Annotated in this window: 12 protein-coding genes and 1 pseudogene; 4 read left to right on the forward strand and 9 right to left on the reverse strand. The window is 74.4% G+C overall.

Annotated features, from left to right (window positions below):
• Positions 1–186: 186 nt before the first annotated feature.
• The 3 genes from ACFXGN_RS09610 to ACFXGN_RS09620 all read right to left on the reverse strand — a co-directional run bounded on the left by ACFXGN_RS09610 (position 187) and on the right by ACFXGN_RS09620 (position 3,323).
• On the reverse strand, positions 187–1,131 hold the full coding sequence (locus ACFXGN_RS09610) for a 3-oxoacyl-ACP reductase (RefSeq protein ID WP_384855681.1): 945 nt from the start codon (positions 1,129–1,131) through the stop codon (positions 187–189).
• Between the two features lie 11 nt (positions 1,132–1,142).
• A complete protein-coding gene (locus ACFXGN_RS09615; RefSeq protein WP_384855684.1) occupies positions 1,143–2,219 on the reverse strand; it encodes a Zn-dependent alcohol dehydrogenase in 1,077 nt (358 codons plus the stop codon).
• A 231-nt stretch (positions 2,220–2,450) separates the two neighbouring features.
• Positions 2,451–3,323: a MaoC/PaaZ C-terminal domain-containing protein gene (locus ACFXGN_RS09620; RefSeq protein ID WP_351786495.1), complete on the reverse strand. Its 873-nt coding sequence runs from the start codon at positions 3,321–3,323 to the stop codon at positions 2,451–2,453.
• Positions 3,324–3,773: 450 nt separating this feature from the next.
• On the opposite strand from ACFXGN_RS09620, the pseudogene ACFXGN_RS09625 reads away from it, so the two are divergent.
• Positions 3,774–4,237 (forward strand): annotated as a pseudogene (locus ACFXGN_RS09625) (response regulator transcription factor); the annotation flags it as partial.
• Positions 4,238–4,292: 55 nt separating this feature from the next.
• On the opposite strand, the gene ACFXGN_RS09630 reads toward ACFXGN_RS09625, so the two are convergent.
• From ACFXGN_RS09630 to ACFXGN_RS09645, 4 genes are all read right to left on the reverse strand, one after another.
• Positions 4,293–5,753: an MFS transporter gene (locus ACFXGN_RS09630; RefSeq protein WP_384855687.1), complete on the reverse strand. Its 1,461-nt coding sequence runs from the start codon at positions 5,751–5,753 to the stop codon at positions 4,293–4,295.
• Between the two features lie 40 nt (positions 5,754–5,793).
• The gene (locus ACFXGN_RS09635; protein ID WP_384855689.1) at positions 5,794–6,984 is read right to left on the reverse strand and encodes a lipid-transfer protein; all 1,191 of its coding nucleotides are present in this window, start codon (positions 6,982–6,984) and stop codon (positions 5,794–5,796) included.
• An 11-nt stretch (positions 6,985–6,995) separates the two neighbouring features.
• A complete protein-coding gene (locus ACFXGN_RS09640) occupies positions 6,996–9,371 on the reverse strand; it encodes an acyl-CoA dehydrogenase (protein WP_384855692.1) in 2,376 nt (791 codons plus the stop codon).
• An 82-nt stretch (positions 9,372–9,453) separates the two neighbouring features.
• Entirely contained in the window at positions 9,454–10,074 is a 621-nt protein-coding gene (locus tag ACFXGN_RS09645) for a DUF6058 family natural product biosynthesis protein (RefSeq protein WP_384855695.1), read from the reverse strand.
• A 741-nt stretch (positions 10,075–10,815) separates the two neighbouring features.
• On the opposite strand from ACFXGN_RS09645, the gene ACFXGN_RS09650 reads away from it, so the two are divergent.
• Positions 10,816–11,268 carry a GyrI-like domain-containing protein gene (locus ACFXGN_RS09650; protein WP_384855698.1) on the forward strand — a complete coding sequence of 151 codons (453 nt, stop codon included), beginning with the start codon at positions 10,816–10,818 and terminating at the stop codon, positions 11,266–11,268.
• A 101-nt stretch (positions 11,269–11,369) separates the two neighbouring features.
• Here ACFXGN_RS09650 and ACFXGN_RS09655 read toward each other — a convergent pair whose 3' ends face one another.
• Complete coding sequence (locus tag ACFXGN_RS09655) at positions 11,370–11,915, reverse strand: hypothetical protein (RefSeq protein ID WP_384855700.1); 546 nt, start codon at positions 11,913–11,915, stop codon at positions 11,370–11,372.
• Positions 11,916–12,018: 103 nt separating this feature from the next.
• On the opposite strand from ACFXGN_RS09655, the gene ACFXGN_RS09660 reads away from it, so the two are divergent.
• The gene (locus tag ACFXGN_RS09660; RefSeq protein ID WP_384855702.1) at positions 12,019–12,420 is read left to right on the forward strand and encodes a DUF4259 domain-containing protein; all 402 of its coding nucleotides are present in this window, start codon (positions 12,019–12,021) and stop codon (positions 12,418–12,420) included.
• Between the two features lie 352 nt (positions 12,421–12,772).
• Here ACFXGN_RS09660 and ACFXGN_RS09665 read toward each other — a convergent pair whose 3' ends face one another.
• Positions 12,773–13,042: a hypothetical protein gene (locus ACFXGN_RS09665; protein ID WP_384855705.1), complete on the reverse strand. Its 270-nt coding sequence runs from the start codon at positions 13,040–13,042 to the stop codon at positions 12,773–12,775.
• Between the two features lie 288 nt (positions 13,043–13,330).
• Here ACFXGN_RS09665 and ACFXGN_RS09670 point away from each other — a divergent pair, with 288 nt between their 5' ends.
• Positions 13,331–14,038 (forward strand): tyrosine-protein phosphatase, encoded by a 708-nt coding sequence (locus ACFXGN_RS09670; RefSeq protein WP_384855708.1) that lies wholly within the window; start codon positions 13,331–13,333, stop codon positions 14,036–14,038.
• Positions 14,039–14,140 lie beyond the last annotated feature (102 nt).

Genomic DNA, 14,140 nt, shown 5'->3' on the forward strand with positions numbered 1-14,140 from the left:
CCACCGGCCGCCGCGAGCGGTACGGCGAAGGGCCCCGGGGCGACCCGGGGCCCTTCGCCGTACCCGGGGCCGCCGCCCGGCGGCGCGGTGCCGGTCCTTCGTCCGTGCCTCCCGGCGCCCGGCGGCCCGGCGTCGGCCCCCGCCCCTCCCGGTGCCGACCCCTCGCCCCCTCCCGGCCGCCCGCTGTCAGTCCTTCTTCAGGCCCAGCACCTCGGTCGCGGCGAAGGTCTCGTTCGCCGGGCGGGACGCGTAGTGCGGGGTCAGCAGACCGTCCAGTTCCTCGTACGTGAACGCCTCCTTGGCCGTGTCGAACTTGGCCGACACGCGCGGCCGGTCGACGAGCGCCACCATCCCGCCGTGCACCACGAGGAGCTGTCCGTTGACGCCCGCCGCCGCCGGGGAGGCCAGATAGCCGACCAGCGGGGCCACGTGCTCCGGCGACAGCGGGTCGAGCTCGCCCGCCGCCGGTTCGCCGAAGCCCGCGAAGACGTCCTCGGTCATCCGGGTCCTGGCCCGGGGGCAGATCGCGTTCACGGTCACCCCGTAGCGGGCGAGGGCGGACGCCGAGGAGGTGGTGAGGCCGACGATGCCGCCCTTGGCCGCCGCGTAGTTGGGCTGTCCGGCCGAGCCCGCGAGGAACGCCTCGGAGGAGGTGTTGACGATCCGGCCGTAGACACCGCTCTCCCCCGCCTTGGCCCGGCCCCGCCAGTGCGCGGCGGCGAAGTGGGTGGTGTTGAAGTGGCCCTTGAGGTGGACGCGGATCACCGAGTCCCACTCGTCCTCGGTCATCGAGAAGACCATCCGGTCCCGCAGGATGCCCGCGTTGTTGACGAGGACGTCGAGTCGGCCGAACTCGGCGACGGCCAGGCCGACCAGGGTCCGCGCGGTCTCGAAGTCGGCGACGTCGCCGAGGTGCGCCACCGCCCGGCCGCCCGCCGCGCGGATCTCGGCGGCGACCTCCTCGGCGGGCGCGGCGGAGGCGGCGCCCGAGCCGTCGCGGCCGGGCTGCCCGTAGTCGTTGACGACGACGGACGCGCCGAGCCGGGCGAGTTCCAGGGCTTCGGCGCGGCCGAGTCCCCGGCCCGCGCCGGTGACGATCGCGCTGAGTCCCGCCAGCGGAAGGGTGGTCATCCCGGTCTCCCTCAGATCTCGATGCAGGTGCGGAGCGCGACCCCGGTGCGCATCTGCTCCAGGGCCTCGTTGACGCCGGAGAGCGGGACGCGGTGGGTGATGAGCGACTCCAGGTCGATGCGTCCGGCGCGCCAGAGCGCGATGCTCCGTTCGTACGAGCGGAGCACGTCCCCGCCGCCGTACATGGAGGGCAGGACGCGCTTCTCGTCGAAGAACAGCTCGAACATGCTGAGCTGGAGGAAGTCGTCGAGGGCTCCGGCGCCGACGACGCAGAGGGTGCCGCCGCGCCGGGTGGTCTCGTACGCGGTGCGGGCGGTGGCGGACCTGCCGACGACCTCGAAGACGTAGTCGAAGCCCTCGCCCCCGGTGATCCGCTGTTTGGCGTCGGCGAGGGCATCGGGGGCGACGGCCTCGGTGGCGCCGAAGCGGAGGGCCGCCTCGCGGCGGGACTCGACGGGGTCGACGGCGACGATCTGGGCGGCACCCTGGAGCTTGGCGCCCTGGATCGCGGAGATGCCGACGCCGCCGCAGCCGATGACGGCGACGGAGGAACCGGCCTCCACCTTGGCGGTGTTGATGGCGGCGCCGAGTCCGGTGGTGACGCCGCAGCCGATGAGGGCGGCGATGTCGAAGGGCACGTCGTCGGGGATGGGGACGGCGCAGCCCGCGTCGACGACGACCTCCTCGGCGAAGGTGCCGGTCCCGGCGAAGCCGAAGACGTCGCCGCCGGGGCGCCGGAAGTTGGGGGTGCCCGCGTTCATGAATCCGGCCAGGCAGAGCTGGGTCTGGCCGCGCTTGCAGGCGGGACAGTGCCCGCAGGAGGGCAGCCAGCAGAGCAGGACGCGCTGGCCGGGGGCGAGCCCGGTGACGCCGTCGCCGATGTCGAGGATCTCGCCCGCGCCCTCGTGGCCGGGGACGAAGGGGGCGGGCTGCGGGAGGACCCCGCTCATCGCGGAGACGTCGGAGTGGCACAGGCCGGTGGCCCGGACCCTGATCCGGACCTTGCCGGGGCCGAAGCCCACCGCCTCGACGTCGTCGAGGACTTCCAGTTTGTCCTGGCCGATCTCGTGCAGTACGGCTGCGCGCATGGCGCTGCTCCCCTCGGTCGAGGTGATGGCGGGGCGGGTGCGGGGTGATGGGGCGGGGTGGTGGAACGGGGTGGTGGAACGGGAGTGCGGATGGCCGGATGACCGGAGGTCCAGGCGTCCAGGCGTCCGGGCGTCCGGTGTCCGGGTGTCCGGGTGTCCGGTGTCCGGGTGTCCGGGTGTCCGGTGTCCGGGTGTCCGGGTGTCCGGGTGTCCGGTGTCCGGGTGTCCGGTTCAGGCGTGTTCGACGACCGTGTCGGCGAGTACGGGCGCGTCCTCGCGCTCCACGGCCGTGACGGTGGCCTGGACGCGGCCCTCCTCGGCCCACATCCGGATGCGCAGGGTCTCGCCGGGGAAGACGATCCCGGCGAAGCGGGTGCGGTAGGCGCGGACCCGGCCGACGTCGCCGTCGAGGAGGGTGTCCACGATCGCCTTGAGGGTCATGCCGTAGGAGCAGAGCCCGTGCAGGATGGGCCGGTCGAATCCGGCGAGCTTGGCGAACTCGGGGTCGGCGTGGAGCGGGTTCCAGTCGCCGGAGAGCCGGTAGAGCAGGGCCTGTTCCTCGCGGACGGGCCGTTCGGCGGTGGCGTCGGGGGCGCGCTCGGGGACCGCGAGGCGTACGGAGGGGCCCCGGTCGCCGCCCCAGCCGCCCTCGCCCCGGACGAAGATCTGGGCGTCGCTGGTCCACAACGGCCCCTGCTCGTCGGCCACTTCGGAGCGCAGGACGAGGACGGCGGCCTTGCCCTTGTCGTACACGGCGGCGACGCGGGAGGTGGAGACGGCACGGCCGGAGACGGGGACGGGGCGGTGGAGGGTGATCGACTGGCCGCCGTGCAGGACGGCGGTGAGGTCGATGTCGATGCCGGGTGCGGAGAGGCCGCCGACGACTCCCATGCCCGCGCCCGCGACGGTGGCGAAGCTGGGCAGGACGTGGAGCCGGGACTCCAGGGTGTAGCGGAGTTCGTCGGGGTCGGTGGCCGGGTCCGGCTTGCCCTGGTGCGCTCCGGCGCCGAGGCCGAGGTGGTAGAGCTGGACATCCTTGTGGTCCCAGGTGATCTCGGCGCTGCGGGGTTCGGCGGCGACGGCCTGGGCGGGGTCGATCGGCATCGGGCTGCTGCTCCTCGTGGCGGGGAAGACCTCGGCACGGCCGTCCGCACCGTCGGCCGCACCGAGGCCGTGCGGGGACCGTCCCGTACGCGGCCGTTCTAGAACGCGTTCTAGGTCGGTGGATCCCATGTATAGCCCAGCCCGGGAGAGTTGGGAACCCTCTCCGCGCACCGCACCTGACGATACGTCAGCCATGGCGGGCGGGGAGCCGGTCGTACGCCGTCCGGGGCCGCTGCCGGGGCCCGCCACGGAAGCCCTGCCGGGCCGGGTGGTACGGAGTACGGCGCGGCAGGCCGGGTCGGGCTCACCGTCACCGACGACGGGCGGCGCACGGCGGCGGGCGGCACTCTTGGACTCGGGACCGGCGCCACGGGGCGGTCCCTGATCACCGTGGAGCGCCCGTGGAGACCCCAGACCCGACCCGTACGAGTACGAGAGGGAGCCGAGGAAATGATCAGAGTCCTCCTGGCCGAGGACCAGGGCACGGAGCGCGGGGCGCTGGCCCTGCTGCTCGGCATGGAGCACGACATGGAGGTCGTCGCCCAGGTGGGGCGGGGCGACGAGGTCGTGACGGCGGCCCTGGAGACCCGGCCGGACGTGGCCCTCCTGGACGTCGAGCTGCCGGGCCGCTCGGGCCTGGACGCGGCGGCGGACCTGCGGGCGGAGGCCCCGGACTGCCGGGTCCTGGTCCTGACGACCTTCGGCCGCCCCGGCTGCCTGCGCCGGGCCATGGAGGCGGGGGCTGCGGGCTTCCTGGTGAAGGACGGCCCGGTGGGTGAACTGGCCGAGGCGGTCCGGCGGGCCCTGCGCGGCGAGACGGTCATCGACCCGGCGCTCGCGTCGGCACCCCCCGACACGGCCCCGAACCCCTGACGGCCCACGAGCGGGACGCACTGGGGGCGTCGGTGGACGGCCTCCGTGCGAAGGGGGCCCCGTCCGCGAGGGAAGGGCCCCGTCCGAAGGGAGGGCCTAGACCGCCTCGCGGGGCTTCCCGTTCGCCCGTCCCGGCAGCCAGAAGTACATCAGGGCCGCTGCCGCCAGGAGGATCGCCGTGGAGACGCGGAAGGCCGCCGCGTAGCCGGGGACCAGGGTGCCCGGGTGGGTGGTGGCCGCCGCCGCGACCGTGGAGAGGGTCGCCAGGCCGAGGGCGCCGCCCATGGTGCGGGAGGTGTTGACGAGGCCCGAGACGAGGCCCGCGTCGGAGGGGGAGGCGCTGGAGGTGGCGAGGGTGGCCAGCGGGGTGGTGGCGAGGCCGAGGCCCGCCATCATCAGGATGCCGGGGCCGAGGATCGTACCGAGGAAGGTGCCGTCGGCGGTGAGCGTGGACTGCCAGGCGAAGCCCGCCGCGGCGAGGAGCGCGCCCGCGACGGCGAGGTTCCGCGCGCCGGTCCTCGGCATCAGCAGGGGCGCCGCCTTGGAGCCGAGGACGACGGCGAGGGAACTGGGGACCAGCGCCAGGCCCGCCTGGAGCGGGGTGTAGCCGAGGACGTTCTGCGCGTACGTGGTCATGAAGAACCACATGCCGAAGGAGGTGGAGCCGCACAGCAGGATCGCCACGTTGGCCGCCGCCACCGCGCGCGTGCGGAAGATCTTCAACGGCATCAGCGGAGCCGCCGTGCGGGCCTCGACCACCAGGAAGACGGCGAGCAGGAACAGTCCGCCGAGCAGCGGGAGCAGGGTGGCGGGGGCGGTCCAGCCCCGCTGTTCGGTCTGGACGATGCCGTACGCGAAGGTGGCGAGCCCGGCGGTGACGAGGACGGCGCCGGGCAGGTCGAGACGGCGGCGTCCGGTGCCGGTGCCGGTAGCGGTGCCGGTGGTGCGGAGCCAGAGCAGCGCGCCCACCAGGACGAGGGCGCCGATCGGGATGTTGATGAGGAGGACCCAGCGCCAGGAGAGCAGGTCGACGAGGACTCCGCCGACGAAGCCGCCCGCCGCGCCGCCGGCCGCGCCGACCGCCGTCCAGGTGCCGATGGCCCGGGTGCGGGCGGCTCCGGCGGGGACCGCGTCGGTGACGAGGGTGAGGGTGGCGGGGGCGAGGACGGCGGCCCCGAGTCCCTGCACGGCGCGGGCGCCGATCAGATAGGCGCCCTCCGGGGCCAGTCCGCCGACGGCGGAGGCCGCGGTGAACAGGCCGAGCCCCAGGAGGAACATCGCCTTCCGCCCGTAGAGGTCGGCGGCCCGCCCGCCGAGCAGCATGAATCCGGCGAAGGCGATGGCGTAGGCGTTCAGGACCCACTGGAGCCCGACGGCGGAGAGGCCGAGGTCGGTACGCATCGACGGCAGCGCCACGTTCACGACGGAGACGTCGAGGACGACGAGGAACTGGCCCGCGCAGGCGATCGCGACGACCGCCCACGAACGGGCCGGGCGTATGGCGGAGGGGGTGGAGGACGTACTCGTGACGGAGTCGGTCTGCGGCATGGTCGTCATGGTCGCAGACCGCTTCCGCCCCGTACATGGGGATTCGGCCCTACGACCTGCGCAGCAGCGTGACCACGGCGGCGCCACCGAGGCCGATGTTGTGCGCGAGGCCGACGCGGGCTCCCGTGACCTGCCGGGGTCCGGCCTCGCCCCGGAGCTGCCGGACGAGTTCGGCGGTCTGCGCGAGGCCGGTCGCGCCGAGCGGGTGCCCCTTGGAGATGAGGCCGCCGGAGGGGTTCACGACCCAGCGTCCGCCGTAGGTGGTGGCGCCGGACTCGACCAGTTTCCCGGAGGCGCCGTCCTCGCACATGCCGAGCGCCTCGTAGGTGAGGAGTTCGTTGACGGAGAAGCAGTCGTGGAGTTCGATCACGTCGACGTCCTCGATGCCGAGTCCGGAGCGTTCGTACGCCTGGCGGGCGGCGGCCCGGGACATCGGGCGGCCGACGACGTCGATGCAGGACCCGGAGGCGAAGGAGTCCCCGGTGTCGGTGGTCATGGCCTGTCCGGCGATCTCCACGGCCCGGCCGCGCAGCCCGTGCTCGTCGGCGAACCGTTCCGACACGACGAGGACGGCGGCGCCCCCGTCCGAGGTGGGCGAGCACTGGAGCTTGGTGAGGGGCCGGTGGACGGTCTTCGCGGCGAGGACCTCCTCGACGGTGTAGACGTCCTGGAACTGGGCGTCGGGGTTGTCCGCCGAGTGCCGGTGGTTCTTGGCGCCGACGGCGGCGAGCTGCGCCTCGGTGGTCCCGTACCGCTCCATGTGCTCGCGGGCGGCGTTGCCGAAGATCTGCGCGGTGGGCGGGGCGGCCTCGAAGCCGTGGCTCTTCGCCATGATCCCGTAGTGCCGGGCGACGGGCGAGGTGGCGAAGTCGCCCGCGCCCGCGCCGCCGCCGAGCGAGCCCCGGCTCATCTTCTCGAAGCCGACGGCGAGCACGCAGTCCGCGATGCCGCCCTCGACGAACTGCCGGGCGGTCATGAGGGCGGTGGAGCCGGTGGCGCAGTTGTTGTTGACGTTGTAGACGGGGATGCCGGTGAGGCCGAGTTCGTAGACGGCCCGCTGTCCTGCGGTGGAGGCCTGGAAGCAGTGGCCGACGACGGCCTGTTCCACGCGCGCGTAGGGGACGCCCGCGTCGGCGAGGGCGGCGGTGCCCGCCTCCTTCGCCATGTCCCAGTACTGCCAGTCCCGGGTCTCCGGCTTCTCGAATCTGGTCGTTCCGACGCCGACGACGTACGCCTTCATCGCGTGCCCTCTCAGTCCCTGGGGAGGCCGAGCAGGCGCTCGGCGACGACATTGAGCTGTACCTGGGTGGTGCCGCCCGCGATGGTGAGGCAGCGGGACATGAGCATTCCGTGGACGGCCCGTTCGCCGGGGCCCTCGCGCACGGCGCCTTCGGGGCCGAGGAGTTCGAGGCCGATCTCGGCGAGCCTCTGCTGGTGGAGGGTCTGGACGAGCTTGCGGACGCTGGCGCCCGCGCCCGGTTCCAGACCGGACACCTGGAGGAGGGTGGTGCGCAGGCCGATGCACGCGAGCGCGTGCGCTTCGGCGAGGAGCGCTCCGATCCGTACGCGGACGGAGCCGTCGACGGTTCCGGCGCGGGCGATGAGCGCTTCGAGGCCGGTGTCGAAGGCGACCTGGTCGGCCATGTGGACGCGTTCGTTGCCGAGGGTGTTGCGGGCGACCCGCCAGCCGTCGTCCACCTCGCCGACGACGGCGTCGGCGGGGAGCACGACGTCGTCGAACCAGACCTCGTTGAAGAGGGAGTCGCCGGTGATCTCCTTGAGGGGCCGTATGTCGATGCCGGGGGTGTCGCGCATGTCGACCAGGAAGTAGGTGAGGCCCTGGTGCTTGGGGGCCGCCGGGTCGGTGCGGGCGAGCAGGATGCCGTGGTGGGCCCACTGGGCGGCGCTCGTCCACACCTTCTGGCCGTTGATCCGCCAGCGGCCGTCCTCGGTGCGTTCGGCGCGGGTGCGCAGGGAGGCGAGGTCGGAACCGGCGCCGGGCTCGGAGAAGAGCTGGCACCAGAGGCGTTCGCCGCGCAGGGTCGGGCCGAGGTGTTCGGCCTGCTGGGCGGGGGTGCCGTGGGCGAGCAGGGAGGGGACGACCCAGGTGCCGATGCCGAGTCCGGCGACGCTGATGCCCGCGTCGTCCAGTTCCCGCTGGACGGCGAGCTGGTGGAGCGGTCCGGCGCCGAGCCCGTACGGCTCCGGGAGGTGCGGGGCCGCGTAGCCGGTGGGGGCGAGGACGCGCCGGGCGGCGGCCGGGTCGAGTCCGGCGGCGGGGGCGACGGCGGCGCGGGCGGCGGCGCGGTACGGGTCGGCCTCGGGCGGCAGGTCGAGGCGGAGGCCGCGCCGGGTGCCGGTTACGGCGTGCCGGAGGGCGGCGAGGCGGTGCCGGTCGCCGGTGCCGAGGAGCTGGCGGGCGACGACGGCCCGGCGGAGCAGGAGATGGGCGTCGTGTTCCCAGGTGAAGCCGGTGCCGCCGAGGACCTGGATGCAGTCCTTGGCGCAGGTGTAGGCGGCGTCCAGGGCGGTGGCGGCGGCGAGGGCGGCGGTGAGGGAGCGGACGCCGTCGGGTTCGGATCCGTCGGCTCCGGTGGCGCGGTCCGGGCCGGTGCCGTCCGGGCCGGTGCCGTCCGGTGCCTTTTCGCGCGGGGTGGCCGCGCGGGCCGCGTCCCAGGTGAGGGCGCGGGCCTGTTCGAGGCGTACGAGCATGTCGGCGCAGAGGTGCTTGACGCCCTGGAACTGTCCGATGGGGCGGCCGAACTGTTCGCGGGTACGGGCGTGTTCGGCGGCGGTCTCGACGGCGCGGGCGGCGGTGCCGCAGGCGTCGGCGGCGAGGAGGACGGCGGTGAGGTCGTGGACGAGGGAGGTGTCGAGGGCGAGTTCCCGGGCGGCGGGGACGTACAGGGCGCGGGCGGTGACCTCGGCGGTGGGCCGGGTGGGGTCGGCGCTCTCGTGGGGCCGGACGGCGAGCCCTTCGGCGTCGACGGCGAGCCAGACGCCGCCGTCGGCGGTGGCGGCCCGCAGGACGATCAGATCGGCCTGGGCGCCGCCGAGGACGGGGGGCGCGGTGCCGTCGAGCAGGTGTCCGCCGGTGGTGCGGACGGCGGTGAGGGGGGCGGCGGTCGTACGGACGGCGGCGGGGGTCCGGGCGCCGTCCGGCCGGGCGCGGTCCGCGTCCGCGCCCGGCCGGGCACCCGTACCGCCGCTCGTGCTCGTGCCCGTATCCGTATCCATGCCCGTACTCGTGCCCGTGCCGGTGAAGGCGACGGCCCCGATGCGTTCGCCACGGGCGAGGGAGGCGGCGAGGGCGTGGTGTCCGGCCCGGTGGAGGAGTTCGGCGGCGAGGACGGAGGGCAGGTACGGCCCCGGCAGCAGGGCCCGCGCGGCCTCCTCGACGACGACGGCGAGGTCCCCGAGATCGCCGCCGCCTCCCCCGTGCTCCTCGGGGAGGTGGACCCCGAGGAGGCCCTGTTCGGCGGCGGCGTCCCAGTGGGCGGGGCGGCCGGTGGCGGTGCCGGGGACGTCGAGGTGCTTGCGGACCTCTTCGGGGGGTACGGCGCGGGTGAGCCAGCCCCGGACGGATCGGGCGAGCTCCCGCTGTTCGTGCGTGATGGCGATGCCCATGGGCCGCAGACTAGAACACGTTCCATTCTGACGGAAGGTCAGATACGGATCGGATACGGGCCGGATCGGAGTACGGGCGGGATCAGGGACGGGCCGGATCGGGGACGGGGTCGGGGAAGCGGGCGCGCATCGCGGTGACGCAGGTGTCCCGGGAGGTGGGTCCGCCGAACCGGAGCCGGTCGTACGCCGTGAACTCCGGCTCCAGGAGGTCGAGTTCGTCGACGCGCTCGTGCAGTCGCCGCAGCCACGCGGCCGAACCGGCGTCCGGCTCGCCCTCGGCGCGGCCGATCGCCGCCGTCAGCTGCTCCTTGCGCCGGATGGTGGCCGGGGTGACCGTGCGCAGGCAGACGTACTGCCCGCTGAGGTACGCGGCCCACTCGGCCTCCCCGGTGGCGGCGTCGGCCCAGTGGCCGGTGAACCACGCTTCGAGCCGGTCCACGCCCCCGGCCTCGTCCGCGAGGGCGAAGAGATCGACCGGGACCATCTCGGCGCCGTCGGAGCGCAGGTATCCGGGCAGGGGGAGGCGGCCGTCCAGCATCAGTCGGCGGACCTCGTCGCCGTCGCGGGCACGGGCCGCGCACAGCTCGTCCAGGACGGCGAACCGCGCGCTGACGTACGCGTCGTCGGCGCCGGTCATCGGATGGTCGCCGTTGACCTCGCGGAACCGCCGGGCGAGGAGCCGCTTCGGGTCTGTCTCGTGCATGGGCCCTCCGGGGTCGGAGGCGGGGAGTCTCCCGCGCCGGTTCGGCACGCTACCGAGGGGACGGTTCGGTAGGGGCCGAAGCGTTTCGGCGGGGGCGGGAGGCCTGGGGCGTCCGGTGGCCGGGGCCGGGGAACGCTCGTGCCTGGAGCCTGGGACGTCTGGTGACCGGAGCCGGGGCCGAGGGCCGAGGGCCGAGGGTCTGGGAACGCCCGATGACCCGGGATCGGGGGTGACCATCCGACGACCGGGCGCCATGGACCGCTCCCGTCCCGGACACGGACAGCGAGGGCCCCCGCCAGGATCGTCGGCGGGTACGCCCCCGGGCCCGATCCGTACGAGGTGGCGACCCGGACGGGAACGCACGCCCTCTCGCCAGGTCGTGGAGTCGGCTTTCCGGAGCGGGGCCGCGGACCTCCCCGGAAAAGGCCGGTCCGCCGCCTGAAGAAAAGCCCGCCGATCACGCGGCGGTGACATGGCCGACGTCCACCACACCCGTGATTCGTCGACGCGTACGGCTCCGACCGCGCCCGTTCCTCATCCCGGGGATCCCCCTGCCCCCGACCCATGGGGCGGGCCCCGAACCGCAGCGTCACACGGTCCATCGGGCATGGCGTGGCGCCAGGCCCGGTCATGCCCGCAAGCCTCAACTCCCGCTGAATATAAATCCGTTGCACCTCAATGAATTTATACCTTGCTAGTGTTTCCTCCACGCCACCCGGAAAGCGAAAGAAGGGGGAATGCATGTTTGTCGTGGAAGAAATACCGGAATCCCGTATCGCCTATTGGAGGCGAACCGGCCCGTACGGTGAGGCGAACGGGGAGCAGATGGAGAGCTTCAAGTCCTGGGCCGCCGCGAACGGTCTGCTGAGTGCCGGATCGACCGTCCTGGGGATCGCCCGCGACGACCCGGGCCGCACTCCGGCCCGCGACTGCCGCTACGACACCTGTGTGGTGCTGCCCGACGATGCCGAGATCCGTCACCCCGAGGTCCTGGAGACCCGTCTCGGCGGTGGCCGTCACGCGGTCCTCACCGTCGCGCACACCGCCGAGGGCCTCGCGAGCGCCTGGACCGGTCTGTTCGAAAGCCTCGCCGCCCAGGGCCTCGCCTTCGACACCACCCGGCCCGTGCTCGAACGCTACCGGCCCCGCCTGCTCGCCGAGCACCTCTGCGAGATCTGCGTCCCGGTGCGGTGACCGGGCACGCATCACCCGCGCACCCGCTCGGTGGCCCTGGCGCGCCCGACGGCCGGGGCGCCGCGCCGAGCGCCCGGCGCCCGGCGCCCGGCGCCCCGGGGTCAGGAAGTGCCGGTGTCCAGTTCCGCGTTGAGGACCGCGATGCCCGCCTCGCCCTCCTCGAAGAGGGCGGTCAGTTCTCCGGGACCGGCGTCCGGACCGGCCGTGTGGTCGATCAGGAGGACCGGCTGGGGCTCCCCGTCCCGCTCGGCGGGGGCGAAGGAGGTGGCCAGTTCGCGGCGGAGCAGGATCACCCGGTTGTCGTCGCGCGGGTCGGCGGGCAGCGCGTCGGGCAGGGCGCGCTCCTCCTCGGGGGCCGCCGGGAGGACGTGGGCGAGGTCGTCCCGGCGGGCGAGGAGCGTCACCGCGAGCAGGCCGGGGGTCCGTTCGTAGCGGGCGCACAGGTCTTCCGGCAGCAGGTAGAACACGCCTTCCTCGCCCTCGTGGCCCCGGTCGAGAAGGCGCCGGACGAGCCGGGTCCCGGGGTCGGCGGCGTCCGGGCCGAGGCCCAGGAGCACCTCGCGTCCGGCGGGGTCGAGGGAGGGCACGGCACCGATCCACAGCGCGGCGGAGCCCTCGGCGGGGCGCGGGTCGTCGTACGTCGTCATGCCGGGATGCAAGCACACCGCTCGGACGGCCGGGGGCCGTTGTCAGTGGCGGCTGCCACGATACGGAGACAGGTTCGGGAACGACGGAAAGCGTGGACGCACCATGGGTACCTGGGACATCGGCCCCTTCGACAACGACACGGCGGCGGACTTCTCCTACCGGGTGGACGAGGCTCCGGAGGAGCAGAGGGCGGAGGTGCTGCGGACCGCGTTCCGCGAGGTGGTGGAGACGAGCGGCGACTACCTGGACTCGGACCTCGCGGTGATAGCCATCGCCTCGGCGGCGCTGCTCGCGGCGCAGTGCCCCGGCGGCACCCCGGTCACCTCGTACGGCCCGAAGAAGCCGCTGCCGCCCCTCCCGGAGGACCTGCGCCCGCTGGCCGTGGCCGCGCTGGACCTGGCCCTCGGCAAGGATTCCGAACTGCTCGAACTGTGGGAGGAGTCGGACGGCGAGGCGTGGAAGGCGAGCGTCCTGGAGCTGCGGGGCGTACTGGCGGGAAGCTGACCCCTCGGACCGGGCCTGCCCCCTCCGACCTGCCCCTCCGACCGGGCGCCGGGGGGGCTGGGCCGCCGGGGCGCGGCGGCCGACGGCCCTCACCCGGACACCCCGGCACCCGTACGGGATGGACGGCGGTTCGTGGCGCCTCGTGGAGTACGGCCCCGGCAGCGGCGACCGCGCCGACCTCACCCTCTCCATCGGGGAGAGCGGCCACATCGACGTCCGGGCGCGTGACTTCGGGGGGAGCACGGCCCTGAACGGCGGCGCCGTCCGCCGGGTCTCCGCCGGCGGTCGGCTCCCCACCCGGGCGGGCCTCCGCCCCACGACCGCGACCCGGGGCCTGCGGGACCCCGGGCCGCTAAGGGCGGCGGCGGGGCAGCCTGTACATCAGGTAGCCGGTCGCCGCGAGGGCGGTACCGACCACGATCAGTACGAGGCTGATGTTCTCCACCGTCTGCCACATCGGGCTCGGGACGGTCCAGCACGTCGTCCCCTCGCACTCCCACAACACCGCCGCGTCCCCGTTCGCGTACCACAGCGCCCCCATGCCGGGGAGGAACAAGGCCAGCCCCCACAGGAACAGACCTCGGGCCACACGCGCGTGCCCGCGCGCTCGGGTGTCCACCATGGGGCCATGGTCCGGCCGATCGACCCGGCGGACAAGACGCCGCCCACGGGCCCGTCGCGGTCCGGGGCGCACGCACCGCCGCACGCCCCTCCGTACGCCCCGCCGCACGGCCGCGCCCCACGCCGCCTCACGACCACGACCCATGACCCATGCCCCATGGCCACCTCACGCCAGCCCCCACGACCGCGCCCACAGCCTGCGGCCCCCGACCGCTTCGCCGCAGGTCACGGGCCACGGGTCACGGGCCACGGGCCACGGGTCACGGGTCACGGGTCATACAGTGGGTCGATGGTGACCCCAGGGGTGGATACGGCGATCGTGCGGAACCTTCGGGACGCGGGTGGGGTCGGCGGGCTGCCGCCGGGGAGGCTCCACCGGTCCGGGGCGCTGCACGCCCTGTCCCCCGAGGGGGCCCGGCGGCTGCGGGACATCGGGGTGCGGACCGTCGTCGATCTGCGGAGTCTGCCCGAGGTCACCGAACGGCCCGACGCCCTGCACGACTCGGGCATCGCCCACCTGCACGTCCCCGTCTTCGCCGAGCAGCGGTGGCCGGACGACCAGTCGGAGCTGTATCCCGCGATGGCCGAGCACGCGGGGCGTTCCGTCCTCGCGGTGCTGCGGCGGCTGACCGCCGACCCGCCCTCCCCCGTCCTGGTCCACTGCGCCTCCGGCAAGGACCGGACCGGTGTCGTCGTCGCCGTCCTCCAGACCCTCTACGGCGCGTCCGACGCGGAGGTCACCGCGGACTTCCTGCGCACCAACAGGGAGCTGGGTCTCACCGCCGCCCCGCCGTCGCCGGTGCGCGGCCCCCACGACGCCCCGGCACCGGCCCCCGCACCACCTCGCGGCCACGCCACCCGCCCGGTCGAGGCCCACCACCTCCGCCGCGCGCTCCTGTGGATCACCAGCCACCACGGCTCGCTCCCCGCCTGGCTCCGCGCCCACGGCGCCACGGACCGCGACCTCCCGGCGCCGCGTCCGGAGCGGGCCATCTGACGTAACGGGCGCTCCGGTCAAAGGAGTTCGCCTTCGCGTCGAGGCCCTGACTTCCGGTCTCCCCCGGCGCGCGGGCGCCGTGGAGACCGTCCGCCACGGGCC

Origin of the sequence: Streptomyces sp. NPDC059247 (genome assembly GCF_042754005.1) — a bacterium.
In the GTDB taxonomy this organism is placed as follows: domain Bacteria; phylum Actinomycetota; class Actinomycetes; order Streptomycetales; family Streptomycetaceae; genus Streptomyces.

Excerpts from the sequence above, each read along its gene's own strand:
- ACFXGN_RS09610 (WP_384855681.1), bottom strand. The coding sequence starts at position 1,131 with ATGACCACCCTTCCGCTGGCGGGACTCAGCGCGATCGTCACCGGCGCG.
- ACFXGN_RS09615 (WP_384855684.1), bottom strand. The coding sequence starts at position 2,219 with ATGCGCGCAGCCGTACTGCACGAGATCGGCCAGGACAAACTGGAAGTC.
- ACFXGN_RS09620 (WP_351786495.1), bottom strand. The coding sequence starts at position 3,323 with ATGCCGATCGACCCCGCCCAGGCCGTCGCCGCCGAACCCCGCAGCGCC.
- ACFXGN_RS09630 (WP_384855687.1), bottom strand. The coding sequence starts at position 5,753 with ATGACGACCATGCCGCAGACCGACTCCGTCACGAGTACGTCCTCCACC.
- ACFXGN_RS09635 (WP_384855689.1), bottom strand. The coding sequence starts at position 6,984 with ATGAAGGCGTACGTCGTCGGCGTCGGAACGACCAGATTCGAGAAGCCG.
- ACFXGN_RS09640 (WP_384855692.1), bottom strand. The coding sequence starts at position 9,371 with ATGGGCATCGCCATCACGCACGAACAGCGGGAGCTCGCCCGATCCGTC.
- ACFXGN_RS09645 (WP_384855695.1), bottom strand. The coding sequence starts at position 10,074 with ATGCACGAGACAGACCCGAAGCGGCTCCTCGCCCGGCGGTTCCGCGAG.
- ACFXGN_RS09650 (WP_384855698.1), top strand. The coding sequence starts at position 10,816 with ATGTTTGTCGTGGAAGAAATACCGGAATCCCGTATCGCCTATTGGAGG.
- ACFXGN_RS09655 (WP_384855700.1), bottom strand. The coding sequence starts at position 11,915 with ATGACGACGTACGACGACCCGCGCCCCGCCGAGGGCTCCGCCGCGCTG.
- ACFXGN_RS09660 (WP_384855702.1), top strand. The coding sequence starts at position 12,019 with ATGGGTACCTGGGACATCGGCCCCTTCGACAACGACACGGCGGCGGAC.
- ACFXGN_RS09665 (WP_384855705.1), bottom strand. The coding sequence starts at position 13,042 with ATGGTGGACACCCGAGCGCGCGGGCACGCGCGTGTGGCCCGAGGTCTG.
- ACFXGN_RS09670 (WP_384855708.1), top strand. The coding sequence starts at position 13,331 with ATGGTGACCCCAGGGGTGGATACGGCGATCGTGCGGAACCTTCGGGAC.